This window comes from Pedobacter sp. W3I1 (assembly GCF_030816015.1).
Taxonomy (GTDB): Bacteria; Bacteroidota; Bacteroidia; order Sphingobacteriales; family Sphingobacteriaceae; genus Pedobacter.
Window position 1 is genome coordinate 1129007 of record NZ_JAUSXN010000001.1, and the last position, 19096, is coordinate 1148102.

16 protein-coding genes are annotated in these 19096 nt (G+C 38.3%); 9 read left to right on the forward strand and 7 right to left on the reverse strand.

The annotated features are described in order from the left end of the window. Positions 1-79 precede the first annotated feature (79 nt). From QF042_RS04895 to QF042_RS04905, 3 genes are all read left to right on the forward strand, one after another. Complete coding sequence (locus QF042_RS04895) at positions 80-1255, forward strand: acetyl-CoA C-acyltransferase (RefSeq protein WP_307525913.1); 1176 nt, start codon at positions 80-82, stop codon at positions 1253-1255. Between the two features lie 111 nt (positions 1256-1366). Further along, positions 1367-1717: a four helix bundle protein gene (locus tag QF042_RS04900; protein WP_307525915.1), complete on the forward strand. Its 351-nt coding sequence runs from the start codon at positions 1367-1369 to the stop codon at positions 1715-1717. A 157-nt stretch (positions 1718-1874) separates the two neighbouring features. Next, entirely contained in the window at positions 1875-3668 is a 1794-nt protein-coding gene (locus QF042_RS04905) for an acyl-CoA dehydrogenase family protein (RefSeq protein ID WP_307525917.1), read from the forward strand. A 360-nt stretch (positions 3669-4028) separates the two neighbouring features. Here QF042_RS04905 and QF042_RS04910 read toward each other — a convergent pair whose 3' ends face one another. Beyond that, entirely contained in the window at positions 4029-5105 is a 1077-nt protein-coding gene (locus QF042_RS04910; protein WP_307525919.1) for an IS110 family transposase, read from the reverse strand. Between the two features lie 326 nt (positions 5106-5431). On the opposite strand from QF042_RS04910, the gene QF042_RS04915 reads away from it, so the two are divergent. The 3 genes from QF042_RS04915 (at position 5432) to QF042_RS04925 (ending at position 7399) form a co-directional block, all read left to right on the forward strand. Further along, on the forward strand, positions 5432-5878 hold the full coding sequence (locus tag QF042_RS04915) for an FKBP-type peptidyl-prolyl cis-trans isomerase (RefSeq protein ID WP_307525921.1): 447 nt from the start codon (positions 5432-5434) through the stop codon (positions 5876-5878). Positions 5879-6037: 159 nt separating this feature from the next. Then, positions 6038-6526 carry an FKBP-type peptidyl-prolyl cis-trans isomerase gene (locus QF042_RS04920; RefSeq protein ID WP_307525923.1) on the forward strand — a complete coding sequence of 163 codons (489 nt, stop codon included), beginning with the start codon at positions 6038-6040 and terminating at the stop codon, positions 6524-6526. Positions 6527-6529: 3 nt separating this feature from the next. Next, a complete protein-coding gene (locus QF042_RS04925) occupies positions 6530-7399 on the forward strand; it encodes an FKBP-type peptidyl-prolyl cis-trans isomerase (protein WP_307525925.1) in 870 nt (289 codons plus the stop codon). On the opposite strand, the gene QF042_RS04930 is transcribed toward QF042_RS04925, so the two are convergent. Then, a complete protein-coding gene (locus QF042_RS04930) occupies positions 7389-8690 on the reverse strand; it encodes a deoxyribodipyrimidine photo-lyase (RefSeq protein ID WP_307525928.1) in 1302 nt (433 codons plus the stop codon). The two genes, QF042_RS04925 and QF042_RS04930, sit on opposite strands and share 11 nt — an antisense overlap. Positions 8691-8793: 103 nt before the next feature. Beyond that, positions 8794-9696, reverse strand: a complete 903-nt coding sequence (locus QF042_RS04935) for a TIGR01777 family oxidoreductase (RefSeq protein WP_307525930.1) — start codon at positions 9694-9696, stop codon at positions 8794-8796. A 170-nt stretch (positions 9697-9866) separates the two neighbouring features. On the opposite strand from QF042_RS04935, the gene QF042_RS04940 reads away from it, so the two are divergent. The 3 genes from QF042_RS04940 to odhB all read left to right on the forward strand — a co-directional run bounded on the left by QF042_RS04940 (position 9867) and on the right by odhB (position 15594). Further along, the gene (locus QF042_RS04940; RefSeq protein ID WP_307525933.1) at positions 9867-11141 is read left to right on the forward strand and encodes a DASH family cryptochrome; all 1275 of its coding nucleotides are present in this window, start codon (positions 9867-9869) and stop codon (positions 11139-11141) included. Positions 11142-11349: 208 nt separating this feature from the next. Beyond that, entirely contained in the window at positions 11350-14145 is a 2796-nt protein-coding gene (locus QF042_RS04945) for a 2-oxoglutarate dehydrogenase E1 component (protein WP_307525935.1), read from the forward strand. Positions 14146-14355: 210 nt separating this feature from the next. Beyond that, the gene (gene odhB / locus QF042_RS04950) at positions 14356-15594 is read left to right on the forward strand and encodes a 2-oxoglutarate dehydrogenase complex dihydrolipoyllysine-residue succinyltransferase (RefSeq protein WP_307525937.1); all 1239 of its coding nucleotides are present in this window, start codon (positions 14356-14358) and stop codon (positions 15592-15594) included. Positions 15595-16010: 416 nt separating this feature from the next. Here the strand turns inward: odhB and QF042_RS04955 are convergent, their stop codons facing one another. The 4 genes from QF042_RS04955 to QF042_RS04970 form a co-directional block, all read right to left on the reverse strand. Further along, on the reverse strand, positions 16011-16691 hold the full coding sequence (locus QF042_RS04955) for a DUF1080 domain-containing protein (protein ID WP_307525939.1): 681 nt from the start codon (positions 16689-16691) through the stop codon (positions 16011-16013). A 356-nt stretch (positions 16692-17047) separates the two neighbouring features. After that, on the reverse strand, positions 17048-17566 hold the full coding sequence (locus tag QF042_RS04960) for a DUF4269 domain-containing protein (RefSeq protein WP_307525941.1): 519 nt from the start codon (positions 17564-17566) through the stop codon (positions 17048-17050). A 516-nt stretch (positions 17567-18082) separates the two neighbouring features. After that, positions 18083-18685: a lipoprotein signal peptidase gene (locus tag QF042_RS04965; protein WP_307525943.1), complete on the reverse strand. Its 603-nt coding sequence runs from the start codon at positions 18683-18685 to the stop codon at positions 18083-18085. Next, positions 18685-19068 (reverse strand): TraR/DksA C4-type zinc finger protein, encoded by a 384-nt coding sequence (locus tag QF042_RS04970; RefSeq protein WP_109930839.1) that lies wholly within the window; start codon positions 19066-19068, stop codon positions 18685-18687. The genes QF042_RS04965 and QF042_RS04970 overlap by 1 nt, the downstream gene beginning before the upstream one ends. Positions 19069-19096 lie beyond the last annotated feature (28 nt).

The window sequence follows — 19096 nt, forward strand, 5'->3', positions numbered from 1 at the left end:
TTTACTTACATTAATAACAAATAAAACAATGCCAGGATTAGGTCTTGATACTTGATTCTGGCTACAAGATACTAAAACAATGGAAGCATATATTATAGCCGGATATCGTACAGCAGTGGGTAAAGCACCCCGTGGCGTATTCCGTTTTACAAGAGCTGATGATTTAGCCGCAGAAGTAATTAGGGCTTTAGTGGCATCGGTTCCGAATTTAGATAACGAACAGATTGATGATGTAATAGTAGGTAACGCTACACCCGAGGCAGAGCAAGGCTTAAATATTGGCCGCATGATTTCGCTGATGGGTTTGAATACCGATAAAGTTCCGGGTGTAACAGTGAATCGCTATTGTGCATCGGGTTTAGATACTATTGCCACAGCAGTTGCTAAAATTAAAGCAGGCATGGCCGATTGTATTATTGCAGGTGGTGTAGAAGTTATGAGTGGAATGCCTTTTGGAGGTTGGAAGCTTGTACCTAATGCAGAAGTTGCAAAAAACAATCCAGACTGGTATTGGGGCATGGGTTTAACCGCTGAAGCTGTAGCTAAAGAATATAATGTGAGCCGTGAAGATCAGGATGCCTTTTCATTAAAATCTCATGAGAAAGCTATTCACGCGATTAAAAACGGTCATTTAAAAGATGGTATTCTGCCAATCACAGTAAACGAAAATTACCTCGATGCCAACCTTAAAAAGAAAACACGTTCTTACGTGGTAGATACCGATGAAGGTCCACGAGCAGATACGACTTTAGATAAACTGGCAAAACTGAAACCCGTATTCGATGCGGTTGGGAGTGTAACCGCAGGTAATTCATCGCAAACATCTGATGGAGCAGCTTTTGTTTTGGTGGTGTCTGAAAAGAAAATGAAAGAACTCAATGCAGAACCTATTGCCAGGTTGGTAAGTTATGGTATTGCAGGTGTTCCGCCACGCATTATGGGTATCGGGCCAATTGAGGCCATTCCAAAAGCGTTAAAACAAGCTGGATTGAAAAAAGAAGATATTGATTTAATCGAACTGAATGAAGCTTTTGCCTCACAATCGCTAGCCGTGATCAGAACATTGGATTTAAATCCTGATATAATTAATGTAAACGGTGGTGCAATTGCATTAGGGCATCCGCTGGGTTGTACCGGCGCAAAACTTACCGTACAGATCATGAACGAATTAAAAAGACAAAATAAAAAGTATGGAATGGTAACCATGTGCGTAGGAACCGGACAAGGTGCAGCGGGGATTTTTGAGTTGTTGTAGGAATATAGTATCAAGATATGAGTATCAGGTATCGAGATTGAATAATAGGTGTATGCCAGTTTATAAAATCATCCCAAACATATTTGTATTCATAATTTAATACTAAAACATATGCATAATTTTAAAGAATTAAAGGTTTGGCAGAAATCTATAGAACTCGCCGTTGAAGTTTACAAAGCAACATCGTTTTTGCCAAGTGATGAAAGGTTCGGGCTTATTTCGCAAATGAAAAGATGTTCGGTTTCAATCCCCTCAAATATTGCAGAAGGCTCTGGAAGAGGAAGTAGTGGCCAGTTCAAGTATTTTTTGACTATTAGTCAGGGTTCAGCTTTCGAACTGGAAACGCAGCTAATTATTTCGAATCAGCTTGGATTATTGGATAACATTCTTGCCACGAGATTGACCGAAAAAGTTACTGAAGTTCAAAAAATGATTTATGCACTTGAGAGAAGATTAATTTGATTTGAGTATCAAGATTGAATTTCATAATGAGAGACAATGGCGATTCCGGTTTGAGCGCGTCTCGATACTTAATACTTAATATTAACAAAGAAACAATGGCGATCTTCAGTTTGAGCTTAGTCTCGATACTTGATACTCGCTACTAGATACTAAAACAATGGAAACAACTGAAAAAAAGACAATTAAAGGCGGTGAATTCTTAATTAAGGATACCACTTATCAGGAAGTATTTATCCCTGAAGAATTTGATGAAGAGCAGCAAATGATTGCGCAAACTTGTCGCGATTTTTTGGCGGCTGAGGTTTATCCCAATTTAGATAAAATTGACAAACAGGAAGATCCTGAGCTCATGCCAACGCTGTTAACCAAGGCTGGCGAACTGGGTATTTTAGGCGTTTCTGTACCTGAAGAATATGGAGGTTTTGGCAAAAACTTTAATACTTCCATGTTGGTTGCAGATGTGGTAGGTGCCGGACACTCTTTTGCTGTTGCACTTTCTGCACATACCGGAATTGGTACATTACCGATTTTGTATTATGGTAATGAAGCGCAAAAAGCAAAATATATCCCAAAATTAGGCTCAGGCGAATGGAAGGCTGCTTATTGCTTAACCGAGCCAAACTCGGGTTCAGATGCAAACTCTGGTAAAACCAAGGCCAAGTTAAGCGAAGATGGTAAACATTATATCATCACAGGACAGAAAATGTGGATTACCAATGGCGGTTTTGCCGATATTTTTATTGTCTTCGCGAAAATTGATGATGATAAAAATTTAACTGCATTTATTGTGGAGAAAAATTTCGGCGGCATCACCATGAATCCCGAAGAGCATAAAATGGGTATTAAAGGCTCTTCAACCCGTCAGGTTTTCTTTAACGACTGTCTGGTGCCAGTTGAGAATATGTTGAGCGATAGAGAAAACGGGTTCAAAATCGCGGTTAACATTTTAAATATTGGCCGTATCAAATTATCGGCGGCAGCCATTGGGGCTTCAAAAGCAACTTTAAATACAGCGATTAATTATTCAAACGAACGGATTCAATTTGGTCGCCCAATTTCTAAATACGGTGCTATTCGTTTTAAAATTGCAGAAATTGCCGCTAAACTTTATGCTGTTGATTCGGCGAACTATCGTGCCGGACAGAATATTGATGATACTTACGATCAACTGGTTGCTGGTGGAATGGAATCTGGAAAAGCAAGGCTGAAATCTGTTGAGCAATTTGCGGTAGAGTGTGCCATTTTAAAAGTATGGGGCTCAGAGGCATTAGATTATACCGTAGATGAAGGTGTACAGATTTATGGTGGAATGGGCTTTAGTGCCGATGCACCAATGGATAGGGCTTATCGTGATGCACGTATCAACCGGATTTTTGAAGGTACAAACGAAATTAACCGCTTGTTAACGGTTGATATGATGCTGAAACGCGCCATGAAAGGTGAATTGGATTTAATGACACCAGCTACAGCAGTTGCAGCTGAATTGATGAGCATCCCTGATTTTGGCGAAGAAGATACCACCTTATTTGCTGCAGAGAAAAAAGTGCTCTCGAATTTGAAAAAAGCAACTTTAATGGTAGCTGGTGCTGCGGTTCAAAAGTTGATGATGACTTTAAGTAAAGAGCAGGAAATTTTAATGAACATTGCCGATATGGCCAGTTATGTTTATGTACTTGAATCGGCTTTACTGAGGACAGAAAAATTAGCAAGTACCCGCGGCGAGGAAGCAATTGCGGGTCAATTAGATCTATTAAGAATCTATTTGGTAGAAGCGGTAGATGGTATTGCCAAAGCAGGTAAGGAAGCACTTTGGGCTTTCGCCGAAGGCGATGAGCAACGTATGATGTTGGTTGGTTTGCGCCGCTTTACAAAAGTGGAGCCGTTTAATGTTAAAGATGCCCGCCAAAGAGTCGCACAACAGCTTATTGAGGCGAATAAATATATTTTTTAAGGTAAAAGGCTGAAAGGCAGAGGGTTTAAGGCTTGGGTGTATACCTTAAGCTTTAAACCTTTTTTTGAATTAGGCTTCGGAGATTCGGGTTAACAGTACCACAAACCCTGAATATTAGCCCTGATTGAAACGTTATCCTTTTTCTTGCAGAATCCATAATATGCTGTCATGCTGAGGCACGAAGCATCTGAAACCGATGAAACAGATGCTTCGTGCCTCAGCATGACAGAAGTGGAAAAAGATATAGTGTAAAGGTACTGTCTTTAAAAGCAAATAAAAGTTGATAAAAATTTAGCTTCTGAGAAGCATTAACTTAAATGCCTTCCATTTGTAAAACAGCACAATAACTTTACCTTTGTTTTAGTGAAAACTTCCATCTGGAATTTTATCATGTGTAGCTCTGGATTTTTCTGGAGCTATTATTTTTTCTAAATAATTGAATTGAGGATTGTATCTCTGCTCATTTTTCCAAAGATGGTACATCATTACCAATAGTTTCTTTTGCACGGCAACATAGCCCTTCATTTTAAATCCTGTTCGCTCAACAACTCTTTCATAAAGACTTTTAAATTGCGGCTGGTCATCCCTTACCGCACAAAATGCTGGCATAAACAGAATTCTTCTGATCCGGGAATTCCCCTTTTTTGATATTTTTGTTTTTCCTATATGTTTGCCCGATTGGTTTTCTATCACATCGTAACCTGAGTATTTTACCAAGGATGCCGAATTTTTAAACAATGTAAAGCCATTAGTTTCAGCTACGATTACGCAAAAAGATAACAGGTTAATTCCTTTTATTGCCGTAATGTTTTCATAGTGAAGATTTAAGACCTTGTCTGTTTTAACAAGCTTTCCCATTGCCTTTTCCATTTCTGCTACTTGTTGCTCAAGCAGTTTTATCGTTTTGTTCAGCTGCTTTATAACTTCCCTGCTTTGGAACTGGGCATGGGTCAGTGCCTCAAGCTGGTTACCGATAACATTGATGGTCTCTTTTAGGTTTTGATGCTGACGGGTATAGTGTCTGAGTTCATACAATTTCTCACTTCCTGGTGTCCAAGGTTCCAGGTTCTTTTCTGCACCAATCTTAGCAAGGCCGCGGGCATCTATACTGTCATTTTTAGAGTTTGCTCCGTCTGCCTGTAAGTACTTCTTAGCTTTGTTTGGCAATAAAATACTTAACACTAAGCCTTTGGAATGCAGAAACCATGCAAGTTGTTCATGGTACACGCCAGTGGCTTCCATTACGATGCGCAGGGGCAGCTCTTCTTTCTGGTGCTGTTTGATCCATGCCAAAAACTCTTTAAAACCGCCAGGGCTGTTAGATAACTTACGGCTGGATTTTACAGTTACTTTCTGGCTACTGTCTATGACCGACAAACAGCAATGAAAATCTTTTTTTGATACATCAATTCCGATGGAATACTTTAAGTTCATCATACCTTTATTATTTAGATAGAATAATCAATAATCTCTCTTAGTTTTTGCTCATGATATAGATGATCCAAATACAGCGAAATGGTCAATAGGTACTGTTCAAACTTTAAGAAATAAAAAAGGGAGGGTTATCCTTTTACATCGACATCGATGAATTCTCGTGTCTAGCGGGACTACAAGTTTTTCTCCCTCTTTTGATTATTTTTATTATAAAGGTAAAGATATGAGCAGGACTGTTGTAACCGATGAAAGCCTTGCTTTGCGCTTCATCACATTTGAAAAATTAGCTTAGTTTTTAGGGTTTTGCTATTAAAGTCCTATTTTCGCGCATGTTTAAATTTAGATTTCTTACGATACTTCTTTTATGTGTAGCTGTTATTTCATCTTGCAAAAAAGATGAAGATGCTGAAAAACAAATTACAGATTTTATCAAAAAACATAATATTAATGCAGTTAAAGATGACTCTGGTTTGTATTATCAGGTGATTAAACCTGGCTCGGGCTCATTCACTTATCCAAATAATACCAAAATAACCATTAAATATGAAGGCAGGTTATTAAACGGGAATGTATTTGATAATGGTGGAGGTAAAGAGCAGACTTTTAACCTTGCCGAGCTCGTATCAGGTTGGAGAATCGGTATCCCTAAAATACAAAAAGGCGGAGAAATCAGATTAATTGTTCCGCCGGGTTTGGGTTACGGAAGTGATGCGGTAGGTCCTATTCCTGGTAACTCGGTATTAGATTTTACGATACAGTTGTCTAATACACAATAAGAGCAAAGACTAAAAGTGAAATGCTAAATTCAACAGAAATTTGTGTTATCAATTTTCGAAAATGCTTTTTTGGTCTTTTTGCTTTTAACTTTAAGCTCCTTAAAATTGTTAAAATAGGTTAAAAATTGTAGCATCCGTATTAAAAGCTTATTTTTGCGGATGATGGTTAAGTTTAAATATTTTATACTCATGATCTGCCTTGTAGGGTGCTTAGCAGCCTGTAAGAAAAATGAACCGGTTGATGATTACGATCCTACACCACAGTTTAAGGCCGATACTGCTGCAATAAGCGCTTTTGTTAAGACGAATAATATACAGGCTACAAAAGATGCCAGTGGTATATTTTATCAGATCTTAGCGCCTGGGGCAGGAAGTGTAGTTTATACGGCATCTACAAAAATCACTTCTGATTATGAAGGGAAGTTATTAAACGGAACAATTTTCGATAGTACCAAAGGAACCCCAATATCGTTTTTACTTGGAAATGTTATTGTAGGATGGCAAATTGGGATTCAAAAAATACAAAAAGGTGGTAAGATTAGATTAATAATACCTTCTTATTACGCTTATGGAACACAATCACCATCATCTTTGGTTCCTGCAAATTCAATACTCGATTTTACTATAACACTTACAGACGTACAATAATAAATGAACAAATTTACTAAACTTAGCCTATTCGCACTTTTACTGGCTACTACAATCTTCAGCTCATGTAAAAAAGAATATGAGTCTATTGAAACTGTAGATGATGCGGCTATCCAGGCGTACCTTAAAAAGAATAACCTTAGCTTTGATAAGGATACAAAAGGCTATTATTATAAAGTTACTACACCTGGTACTGGTGATGTTGTTAAAAACTCAGATTCGGTTTATTATTCTTATACTTTTAAAACCTTGTCTGGACAGGTGCTAAATCAAACATCTGATTTAATGATTCCAGGTACCTTTTTGGGTTATACAGATCGATTTACCATTAATAGCGTATCGTATGTATTTACGCCAATTAGAGAAGTGTTAACCAAATTAAAAAGAGGTGGCAAAGCAACTTTAATTATGCCTTCTAGCATGGCTTTTGGCAGGAACGGCGTAAGTTTTTTAAATATTGGATCAAATGAAAATATCCTTGTTGATTTGGGTATTTATGCTGAATCGAAAAGACATGAAATAGATGAATTTGAGATCAATAAATTCGTTACCAATAATAATTTAACACTGATTAAAGATCCTTCCAGAGCGCGTTATAGCATTACCACCCCTGGAACCGGAACGGATGTAATTAATGTGAACTCTACAATTGTTGCAAACTACACTGTTCGTTATTTAGATGGAACAGTTTTGCAAAGCAATACCGACGGAACTTTTACCGATGTTTTGAGTAATTTATATAAGGGCTGGCAGTTAATATTACCAGGAAAAGTAACCGCTGGTGGAAAGCTTCGTTTAATTATCCCTGCTGATTTAGCTAATGGAGTATCTCCTTTAGATTTTGATATAGAAATTGTAAAGGTTACGAATTAGATAAAGCTTCTTTAAAAACTTTTAAAACTCTTTCCCTTGCAAAGGTATGCTCAACTATTGGTTGGGCATATTTTTTTGTCCCAAATTCGGGTACCCATTTTTTGATATATTCGAACTTAGGGTCGAATTTTTTAGTTTGAAGTTCAGGATTAAAAACCCTGAAGTATGGTGCGGCATCATTCCCCGATCCTGCGGCCCATTGCCAGCCTCCCACATTGCTTGACATTTCGTAATCCAATAACTTTTCTGCAAAATAGGCTTCTCCCCAGCGCCAGTCTATCAGTAAGTGTTTGGTTAAAAAACTGCCCACAATCATGCGCACGCGGTTGTGCATCCAGCCGGTTTGGTTAAGCTGCCTCATGCCTGCATCAACAATCGGGTAACCAGTATTGCCCTCGCACCACGCCTTAAATTCATCTTCGTTATTGCGCCATTTAATTTTATCGTATTGTTTTTTAAACGAATCTGAAGCCGAGTAGGGGAAGTGCCAAAGGATGGTCATATAAAACTCCCGCCATGCCAGTTCAGAAAGCCAGACATCCGATTTTGCTTCCAATGCATCCTTTACAGCTTTTCTGATGCTTAATGTTCCAAAACGTAAATGCAGTCCGATATGTGTAGTGCCATCAAGCGCGGGGAAATCCCTTTCTTTTGCATAATCATCGAGTTTGTTTTTATAACTAATTTCCGGAAAATCCAGCTTACTCTTTTCAAAGCCCATTTCTTTTAAAGTTGGATAAGGCAGATCTTTGCTTTGCAATAAATTTTTGAAGTATTTTTCAGAGGGGTAAGCCTTCACATAAAAATCGTTCAGTTTGGCATGCCATTGTTTGTAGAAAGGCGTAAAAACAGTGTAGGGTGTTTTGTCGGCTTTTAAAATTTCGTTCTTTTCAAATATAACCTGATCCTTATATGTTCTGAAAGCGATTTTCTCACTGGTTAAAAATTCGGCCATGTTATCATCACGTTCGCGTGCATAAGGTTCATAATCATGATTGGTATATACTCCCTTAACATCATGTTCCTTTAAAATTTCTGGCCATATTTTTTCGGGCCTGCCATACTTTACCAACAAATCTGATCCATGTTGCTGAAGTTCATTCTTTAAATCCTCAATGGTTTGATGAATAAAAGTTACGCGTGCATCGTCTTTTGGAAGTTTATCTAATATATGCTGATCAAAAATGAAAATAGGAAGAACGGGATAGTCACCTTTAAGGGCGTAATACAAAGCTGCATTATCGTCTAAACGTAAATCGCGGCGAAACCAGAAAATGGATACAGAATTCATGTATAAAATAAGCTGTTAATAGAATTTAGATGATTTTATGATTAAGCGTTTGGAGCTAGGCGTTTGGCGTTGATTAACCGATTTAACTGTTAACCGATTAAGCCTATTTATAAAGGTCCTTCAAAGCATCCTCCAAATGTGTGAATTTAAATTTGAATCCCGCATCAAGAATTTTTTGTGCTGAAGTATTATTGCTCATTAAAACCGCTTCAACACGTTCCCCCAATAACAATTCCAATGCTTTTTTGGGTACTTTGATCGGCCAAACAGGACGATGCAGTTGCTTGGCAATAGCTTTGGTTAACGCTTTATTGGTGACCGGAAAAGGCGCACAAGCATTGTAACAATTTTCCATTTTTAAATTTTCAAGAGCCTCGATGTACATTTTCACCATATCATCAATGTGCAGCCAGGGCGTCCATTGTTTGCCTGTACCTAAAGCAGCTCCAGTGAATAACTTTACCGGTTTATCGAGTTGTGGTAAAGCCCCTCCATGATTACTTAAAACGATTCCGGTACGGAGTTTTACAATCCGGAGGCTTAGTTTTTTGCCCTGGTCTACGGCATCTTCCCAAAGTTTACAGCATTCGGCTAAAAATCCGTAACCGTTTGGACTTTCTTCTGTTAAAATTTCATCGCCACAATCACCATAAAAACCAACTGCCGAAGCAGAAATGAATGATTTTAGCTGATGGTCCGGTTTAGATTTAATGGTTTTAAAGAGTAATGCTGTTGATTTTACGCGGCTATCGATAATCTGCTTTTTGCGTTCTTTGGTCCATTTTTTATCTGCAACCGGTTCTCCCGCTAAATGGATAATGGCATCTACACCATTCAAACAATCGGCATCAATAGCTCCTTTGTAAACATCCCACACAAAATTATTCGGATTATTGTCTTTCTTTCGCGAAAGTGTATTTACCTCGTAATCCTTGCTTAGCAAATGCTTTTTCAGCTCAGTACCCACAAGTCCCGTAGCCCCGGTAATCAGAATTTTCTTTGCCATCTTTTTTAAACACCAAAGATACAAAAGGGTTTTTATAGCTTCATTTAAAACGATATTAATACAGTTCTAATTCTTTTGTTACCTGTTTGTAAAGAATTATTTAGGGGTTGGATGAAGAAGAAAAATAAGATAAATTTGTAATCGCGTTCTTACACCCTTTTCAATAAAACATGTCCAAAAAAATTTTAGTCTGGTTTAGAAATGATCTTCGCTTGCATGATAACGAAATGCTGGTCGAGGCAATTGCTAAATCTGATTCGATTTTGCCTGTTTACATTCTCGATCATCGTTCTTTTGGCGAAACCAAATACGGTACGTTAAAAACAGGTAATATTAGAGCACAGTTTATTTTAGAAAGTGTTTTAGGTTTACGCAATTCTTTAAAACAGATTGGTGGTAACTTGCTTATCGCAGAAGGTAATCCCGAAGAAATTATCCCTCAGCTCGCTCAGGAATATGAGATTACCGAAGTTTACCATCACCGCGAAGTGGCAAGAGAAGAGACGCATGTTTCAACTTTGGTAGAAAATGCACTTTGGAAATCACGCATCAACCTGAAACATTTTATCGGTCACACCCTATACAATAAGGAAGATTTGCCTTTTCCCATTAAGGATATTCCTGATGCTTTTAACCAGTTTAAAAAGAAGATTGAACGCGATTCGATTATCAAACCCTGTTTTTCGGCACCCGATCGGATTAATGTAGCCGAAGTAATTGATTGGGGAACATTATCTTCATTAAAAGACCTTAATCTTTTGCCACAACGAAAAGACCAGCGTGCTGATTTTGAATTTGTAGGTGGCGAGGCTGAAGGTTTGGCACATCTCCAAAAGGTGATTGTGGCCATGCAGCAGGCTGCAACAACCAAGAATTTAATTTTGGCTTCAAAACTATCGGCCTGGCTGGCCATAGGCAGTTTATCGCCACGGAAAGTATACTGGGAAATTAAAAAGATGGAAGGTGTGCCCAATACCAAAGCCATGTTTAATCACATTTTGTTAGGATTGCTTTGGCGAGATTATTTCCGTTTCATGTTTAAAAAATACGGTAATACATTTTTTAGTCCGAATGGGTTTGGTAGCCAGGGACTTATTGATATTGTGAATGAGCAGGATAATTTTAGTAAATGGAAGAATGCGCAGACAGGTTTTGCTGTGGTAGATGCGGTGATGACAGAATTAAATCAAACCGGGTTCATCTCGAATATTGCCAGGCAAACTGCAGCTCTATATCTGATCAATAATTTAGAAGTAAGCTGGATTTTTGGCGCAGCATATTTTGAAGAAAAATTAATCGATTACAACCCGGCAAGTAATTGGGGTAACTGGGCTAATGTAGCCGGTGTAGGTAACGATCAGAAATCGAAAAGTGTTTTCGACCTCGATAAAAATATCAAAAACCTCGATCCAAAAGGCAATTACTCCTTAACTTGGGCATCGTAATTGTAGTGATTGAATAATTAAATGATAGAATGATTGAGTAGGTTTTGAATGATTGAATTTGAAATTTTATTGATTAATACAGGTCGTAGTTTTATCATTCTTTCATTCAATAATTTAGTCTTTCAATAATTCTTATTTTAATCGAGATTTTTGCCATTTATATAAGGTAAAATTCTAATTTTGTAATGCTTATAGTAAACAGTTAATAATGGATAAATTATCTTATCTTAATGGCGCAAACGCCGAATATATAGAGTCTTTATATCAGTCGTATCAACAAGATCCTGAATCGGTTGAATTTGGTTGGCAAAAATTTTTCGAAGGTTTCGATTTTGGAAGAGGATCGGAAGCCCCTACGGTAACCGCAGGAACGCCTGAACAATTTTTAAAAGAGGTTAATGTTTTAAACCTGATCGATGGCTATCGAAGCCGTGGTCACCTGTTTACGCACACCAATCCGGTACGCGAAAGACGTAAACATTTGCCAACATTAGATCTTGCAAATTTTGGATTATCGGATGCCGATTTAGAAACCGTTTTCAACTCTGGTGTCGAGATTGGTATTGGTGCCGCAAAATTGAAAGATATTGTAGCCTTTTTAAAACAAACATACGCACACTCAATCGGTGCAGAATATAAATTTTTACGTACACCTGAAGTGTTGAACTGGATTCAGCAAAAAATGGAGAGTGCACGTAATACCCCTAATTTCTCTATTGATGAGAAAAAACGGATTCTCCGGAAATTAAACGAAGCGGTAAGTTTCGAGAATTTCTTAGGCACTAAATTCCTGGGCCAAAAACGTTTCTCATTAGAAGGTGCAGAAGCTTTAATTCCGGCTTTAGATTCGGTAATCGAAAAAGGTGCTGAACTTGGAATTGAAGAATTTGTAATTGGTATGGCACACCGCGGTCGTTTGAACGTATTGGCCAATATCATGCAAAAAACCTATAAAGATATTTTTGCTGAGTTTGAAGGTAAAAGCTACAACCCGGATACCCCTTTTGGTGGCGATGTAAAATACCACTTAGGTTATTCTACAGATGTTACTACGGTTTCTGGCAAAAGTGTTCACTTAAGTTTATGCCCTAACCCATCACACTTAGAAACGGTTGATGGGGTAGTAGAAGGAATGAGCCGCTCGAAAATTGATTTCAAATATGGTGGCGATAACAGTCGTTTAGCGCCAATTTTGATTCATGGTGATGCATCAGTTGCCGGACAAGGTATTGTTTACGAAGTGATTCAGATGGCAGGCCTTGAAGGTTATAAAACTGGTGGAACAATCCACTTAGTGATTAATAACCAGATTGGTTTTACCACCAATTATAAAGATGCCCGTACCAGTACCTATTGTACCGATATTGCTAAAGTAACCTTATCTCCGGTTTTCCACGTAAATGGTGATGATCCTGAGGCTTTGGTTTACGCAATTAATCTGGCAATGGAATACCGTCAGAAATATAAAAACGATGTTTTTATTGATATCCTTTGCTACCGTCGTTTCGGTCATAATGAGTCTGATGAACCTAAATTCACGCAGCCATTATTATACAAAACAATCGAAAAACACCCTAATCCAAGGGAAATTTATATCGATCAGTTAACCAAAGAAGGTAAGTTAGAAGCTGGTTTAGCAAAAGAAATGGAAAAAGATTTCCGTGGTATTTTGCAGGAACGTTTAAATGAAGCTAAAGAGTTTGTTGCCGGTAATGCCGAAGTTAAATTTGGTGGTGCATGGGCAGATTTGCGTATGGCTACACCTAAAGATTTCGAGTCTTCACCTGTTACCGCGGTTAAAAAATCTACCTTATTGGAAATTGGTAAGCGCATTACGGCATTGCCATCAAATAAAAAGTTCTTCAAAAAAATCGAAAAACTCTTTGCCGAACGCAGCAAAATGGTTAACGAAACCAATGTTTTCGACTGGGCAATGGGCGAACAACTGGCTTATGGTACTTTATTATCAGAAGGTAAACGCGTTCGTTTAAGCGGTCAGGATGTAGAAAGAGGAACATTCTCTCACCGTCATGCGGTGTTAACCCTTGAGGATAGTGAGGAAGAATATGTACCGTTGGCAAACATTTCAGATCAACAGGCTGCTTTCGATATTTACAATTCGCACTTATCAGAATATGGCGTTTTAGGTTTTGAATATGGTTATGCTATGGCAAATCCAAATGCATTAACCATCTGGGAAGCACAATTTGGCGATTTCTTCAACGGAGCACAAATTGTTGTCGATCAATATATTGCAAGTGCCGAAACCAAATGGCAGCGCGAAAACGGGTTGGTTATGTTATTGCCTCACGGTTACGAAGGTCAGGGACCAGAGCACTCATCAGCACGTATTGAGCGTTTTATGGAGCTTTGCGCCGATTATAACATGCAGGTAACCAACTGTACAACTCCTGCAAACTTCTTCCACGTTTTACGCCGTCAGTTTAAACGCGATTTCCGTAAACCTTTAGTGGTATTTACACCTAAAAGTTTATTGCGCCACCCGGCTTGTGTTTCTAAATTAGAAGAATTTACTGAAGGTGGTTTTAAAGAAGTAATTGACGATGTAAATGTTAAAGTTGCTGATGTAACGCGTATTGTTTTCTGTAGCGGTAAAATTTACTATGAGTTATTGGAGAAACAACAGGCTGATAAATTGAAACATGTCGCCCTGGTTCGTGTAGAGCAGTTGTACCCAACTCCGGTTGATCAGATGGAAGCCATCCAGAAGAAATATAAAAATGCTAAAGAAGTTTTCTGGGTACAGGAAGAACCAGAAAACATGGGTGCATGGCCATATTTGTTCCGCAGGTTGTACAAAACAGCGTTAAAAGGTATTGATGTAATTTCGAGAAGAGAGAGTAGCAGTACTGCAACAGGTTTTGCAAAACAACATGCTAACCAACAGGCTTATATTTTAGCAAAAGCTTTAGAGATTCCGGTAACGGAAGATGTAAAGGATATCGCCAAAAAAGCAACAAAAAAATTAGTTCAGATCGATTAAGAGCATAGGGCCATGCGTTTGGCGCATAGCGTTTGATAATTTAAAGATAGGTTTAAGGCTTATGTTGTAGGGCTTAAGCTCCCTGAACATTCCAACTTTACAACATTTAACAATAAAAATATAGAAGATTGGAAGACTGAAAGTATAGGGCTAACATCCTGAATATTTCAACTTTACAACATTAACAATAAAAAACATAACATTACAAAAATGAGTTTAGAGATAAAAGTTCCACCTGTTGGTGAGTCGATAACCGAAGTTGTTTTATCACGTTGGATAAAAAACGATGGCGATGTTGTTGAAATGGATGAAGTGATTGCCGAATTAGAATCGGATAAAGCAACATTCGAATTAACTGCAGAACAAGCTGGAACTTTAAAAATCATAGCAGCCGAAGGCGATACCCTTGCCATTGGTGCAGTAGTTTGTAAAATTGAAGATGGTGGTGCAGCTGCTAATCCAAAGTCAGAAGTTGAAAGTCCTAAGTCTGATGCACAAGCTCCAGCTGCGGTAGCTGAGGCCCCAAAGACTCCAGATTCAACAGCTTCTAAAGACTCTTACGCAACCGGAACTCCATCACCTGCTGCTGGTAAAATTCTTGCAGAAAAAGGAATTGAAGCTAGTGCGGTAAAAGGTACTGGTGTGGATGGCCGTATTACAAAAGATGATGCTGTTAAGGCAGAGGCTGGTAAAAAACCAGAAGCACCTAAAGCTAGTGCACCAGTTGTTGCTGCTGCTCCTGCAGGTAGCCGTGGCGAGCGTCGTGAGAAAATGTCTCCACTGCGTAGAACGGTTGCAAAACGTTTAGTTGCTGTGAAAAATGAAACCGCAATGTTGACTACTTTTAACGAGGTTAACATGAAGCCAATTATGGATTTACGCGGTAAATATAAAGATCAGTTTAAAGAAAAATATGGTGTTGGTTTAGGTTTCATGAGCTTTTTCACTAAAGCAGTTACCGAAGCTTTAAAAGATTTTCCTGCGGTTAACGGTCGTATTGAAGGTGAAGAATTGGTTTATAACGATTTCGCTGATATTTCAATCGCGGTTTCTGCTCCAAAAGGTTTGGTAGTTCCGGTAATCCGTAACGCAGAAAGCATGACTTTAGCTCAGATTGAAAAATCGGTTTTAGAATTGGCTTTAAAAGCACGTGATAGCAAATTAACCATCGAAGAGATGACTGGTGGAACATTTACCATCACCAACGGTGGTGTATTTGGTTCAATGATGTCTACTCCAATTATTAATGCGCCACAATCGGCTATTTTAGGTATGCACAACATTGTTGAGCGCCCGGTAGCTGAAAAAGGTGAGGTGGTCATCCGCCCGATGATGTACGTGGCTTTATCTTACGATCACAGAATTATCGATGGACGTGAGTCTGTTGGTTTCCTGGTTCGTGTGAAACAATTGTTAGAAGATCCGGCTAGATTATTATTAGGTATATAGACCCCTAATCCCGATAAAATCGGGACTTCATACTGTTTATAAAGAAGTCAAGTTTTTTAAAACTTGACTTCTTTTTTATACCTAAAAAATGAAATTAATACCGAGCTTTCGTCATGCTGTCCGGATCTTCGGGATTAGCATCTTTCTAATCAAAATAGACCCTGAAATGAATTCAGGGTGACGCCACTCCCATTGTTCTTTAGATTTGCAATCTACTTTAACAGTTACGTTAATAAATCACGGCTAACGATTGAGATTTATATACAAGTATCGTCATCTCGACTGGAACGTAGTGGAATGGAGAGATCTATCTAGATAGATTTATTCACTGAGCACTTCGTGGTTCTCAACTTCGCTGCACTCCGCTCGAAATGACGATTACGTTCGCCTAAGTAGTAAAATTAATAGAGATAAAGCTATTTAGACAACGCTTTAATTGGTTTTAAATCTAATTGTTTAAATTCTACTTCACTGCCTTCGGCTTGTAAAGCAATTTGCCCGCTACTTGCTGTACAATTTGTGCCGTAGTTTACCAGTGTACCATTTACCCAAACTTTAACTTCGTCATTTAAACATTGAATAACCATAGTATTCCATTCGCCAAGCGGTTTCTCACTGTCGTCTGTTAAATTTTTAATCCTACGCAGTTTATCTCCATTTACTCCCCAGTTTTCTTTAGGCCCACGTCTGGAAAGCATATCGGGTACCGTGATGTCTTCTTCAATACACCAAAAATCACCTGCATCTTTATGCTGTATCTGAACTTCTAAAGATTTTGGAAACATACCATACAAAGCCCTTGGCGTTGATGCGTGGACTAAAACACCACAATTACCAGGTTTGCCTGCAAAGCGGTATTGTACTGTTAACTGGTAATTTTTATAAATTTTATCAGTTATTAAATGCCCACCCGGCGTACCTAAACTTACCAGCATCCCATTGCGGACAATAAATGGATTAATGGTATCGGGCTTTTTATCCATTGCGGGTACATCTACGTGCCAGCCATTTAGGTTTTTTCCGTTAAAAAGGCTTTTTTGAGCAAATGTTGAGCTGCTAATGATAAATAGCAGTAAAAAGGTATAGTAAAGTTTCATGATATTTGGTTTTTGTATTCCAAATATAATATTTTAAGTATGAGATGATGAAATACGAATTTCAGATGAGACAGGGCAATTATATGTCGGTCGTCATTCTCGCGTAGGCGGGAATCTTAATGCAATAAATTTTAAGAACCCCCAATCAAGTTACCAATGACAGATTCAAAATTGGCGTCATCTCGACCGAAGCAAATGCGGAGTGGAGAGATCTTTGGCTATGTTAAAAGATCTCTCCACTGCGGTCGAGATGACGATTTATCTTACCTGTCATCAGACTCCTTTGTTTTTTTTCTAAAACTGACCTCTGGGAATGACGAACCGCCTTATTTAACTGATCTGGCCTTAGCGTCCCGCTAAGACTCCAATTTCAGCAATTCCTCGTAAGGATTGCCATTCAAACCTAATAGCCTAGCGAAAGCTGGCTCCGTTTTATAACCTTGGTTTTTGAGATCAATGATGTCCTGTCTAAATTTTTCTCCCTTTCCTAAAAGTATTTTGTATTCCACAAGCATGTGCCGATAAGCATTTTGTTGTGTGGTGGGAATATTTTGTCCGAACAGCTCTATCTCAAACCCACCCATCAAAAATGTGGCTTTAATCGCATTGAATTCTGTGCTTTCAGAAATGGTGAAGTCTTTTTCAGATCCAAACAATGCATCTAATTTGTCGATAAATTTATTATTATCAGAAACTTCGCAAATAATATCCAGATCGCTGTTTTCGATATCGATATTAATTGGAATGGTGCCCACTAAAATTGGATGATAGGGAGAAAGTTTTTCTAAAACCTTATTATCGGTTAAGACATGATAAGCTTTTATCTGTTTTTCATTACCAGAATGGAGGTAAGATATGTCGAGGAAGTTGATCATTGTTGCTTTAAAGTAAGTTAAGGTCGGTGAGCCACCGACCACGGAGCTGTGGTTCTGGGCTTTTGTTTTTTATACTTTCCAAATTTACTAAACCAGAAAAGATCCTGAAATAAATTCAGGATGACGAGTAGGCAATTTGCTTTTTTGTTTCTTGCAATACCCCAAGTTACTAAACCCGATAGTATGAATGCCAATGCGTTTTAATTCTGTCTTAATTTTTTTATGATGAAACGGAGCTAAAGCAGCGGCCTCATTGGCAGAAAGGATAGCGGGAACAGACTTTAATAGGGCTTCTGTACCTGCTTTCTAAAACCTTATTACTGTCGGCATTTGTGAGTCCTGCAATAAAGATTGCTTCGTCGGCTGGAGAAGCCTTCTCGCAATGACGGTCCATGTTAAATAAAAAGCCCACCTCAGCTAAGAAATGGGCTGTTTTTGTATTTTCGTCACCCTGAATTTATTTCAGGGTCTTCCTAGATAGATGCTGAAACAAGTTCAGCAAGACGATTTACTTTATTAATCTTCTACAATCTCACTGTTGATGCTCACCTCGTCCTTTACATCTTCTTTAAAGTAGTTTTTCTGGAAAATCAGGATAAGTATCACCCCAACTGAAATGGCTGCATCTGCAAGGTTAAAAACAGGTCTGAAGAAAACAAACTCTTCGCCTCCCCAAATTGGAACCCAGCTAGGGAAGTGACCTTCTGCAATTGGGAAGTAGAACATATCTACCACACGACCGTGAAACCAGCTTTCGTAACCATAAATCTTTCCGTAAAATACAGAATCAATAATGTTTCCTAATGCGCCAGAAAAAATCAGTGCAACATTTAAGATTAAACCACGATGATATTTATGTTTAATGAGGTAATGTAAGCCATAACCAATTCCTGCAACAGCGGCAATACGAAAAAGTGATAAGGCTAATTTGCCAAATTCACCACCAAACTCCATCCCAAAAGCCATCCCATTATTTTCGGTAAAATGGATAATAAACCATTTTCCAATAATATGGAACTCCTGACCAAGGTACATGTGCGTTTTAACCCAGGTTTTAACCAGCTGATCGGCCAGTAAAACTAAAAAGATAACAATTAAAGGTTTGGTATAGCCTTTCATTAACTCTGCTTTAATTTAGCTTCCATGCTTAAAGTTGCATGAGGTACAGCGCGTAAACGTTCTTTTGGAATTAACTTGCCTGTTTCGCGGCAAATACCATAAGTTTTGTTCTCGATACGCACCAAAGCATTCTCCAGGTTATCAATAAATTTTTTCTGACGGGCAGCCAATTGATTGATCTGCTCTTTTTCCATTGTTGCAGAACCATCTTCGAGTGTTTTGTATGCACCTGAAGTATCTTCGGTTCCGTTTGCATTCGGATTGCTTAAAGAAGTTGTTAACGAGTTAAGTTCTTCTTTAGAACTGCGTAATTTATCTTGAATTAGTTCTTTAAATTCTTGTAATTCACTGTCTGAGTAACGTGTTTTATTGCTGTTTTCCATGTTCTTTTTCTAATTTTCTAATATATGG

Bases quoted from the DNA above. Each gene is read 5' to 3' on its own strand.
- QF042_RS04925 (WP_307525925.1), top strand. From the start codon at position 6,530: ATGAACAAATTTACTAAACTTAGCCTATTCGCACTTTTACTGGCTACT.
- QF042_RS04910 (WP_307525919.1), bottom strand. From the start codon at position 5,105: ATGATGAACTTAAAGTATTCCATCGGAATTGATGTATCAAAAAAAGAT.
- QF042_RS04945 (WP_307525935.1), top strand. From the start codon at position 11,350: ATGGATAAATTATCTTATCTTAATGGCGCAAACGCCGAATATATAGAG.
- QF042_RS04920 (WP_307525923.1), top strand. From the start codon at position 6,038: ATGATGGTTAAGTTTAAATATTTTATACTCATGATCTGCCTTGTAGGG.
- QF042_RS04930 (WP_307525928.1), bottom strand. From the start codon at position 8,690: ATGAATTCTGTATCCATTTTCTGGTTTCGCCGCGATTTACGTTTAGAC.
- QF042_RS04895 (WP_307525913.1), top strand. From the start codon at position 80: ATGGAAGCATATATTATAGCCGGATATCGTACAGCAGTGGGTAAAGCA.
- QF042_RS04970 (WP_109930839.1), bottom strand. From the start codon at position 19,068: ATGGAAAACAGCAATAAAACACGTTACTCAGACAGTGAATTACAAGAA.
- QF042_RS04965 (WP_307525943.1), bottom strand. From the start codon at position 18,685: ATGAAAGGCTATACCAAACCTTTAATTGTTATCTTTTTAGTTTTACTG.
- odhB (WP_307525937.1), top strand. From the start codon at position 14,356: ATGAGTTTAGAGATAAAAGTTCCACCTGTTGGTGAGTCGATAACCGAA.
- QF042_RS04900 (WP_307525915.1), top strand. From the start codon at position 1,367: ATGCATAATTTTAAAGAATTAAAGGTTTGGCAGAAATCTATAGAACTC.
- QF042_RS04955 (WP_307525939.1), bottom strand. From the start codon at position 16,691: ATGAAACTTTACTATACCTTTTTACTGCTATTTATCATTAGCAGCTCA.
- QF042_RS04960 (WP_307525941.1), bottom strand. From the start codon at position 17,566: ATGATCAACTTCCTCGACATATCTTACCTCCATTCTGGTAATGAAAAA.
- QF042_RS04915 (WP_307525921.1), top strand. From the start codon at position 5,432: ATGTTTAAATTTAGATTTCTTACGATACTTCTTTTATGTGTAGCTGTT.
- QF042_RS04935 (WP_307525930.1), bottom strand. From the start codon at position 9,696: ATGGCAAAGAAAATTCTGATTACCGGGGCTACGGGACTTGTGGGTACT.
- QF042_RS04905 (WP_307525917.1), top strand. From the start codon at position 1,875: ATGGAAACAACTGAAAAAAAGACAATTAAAGGCGGTGAATTCTTAATT.
- QF042_RS04940 (WP_307525933.1), top strand. From the start codon at position 9,867: ATGTCCAAAAAAATTTTAGTCTGGTTTAGAAATGATCTTCGCTTGCAT.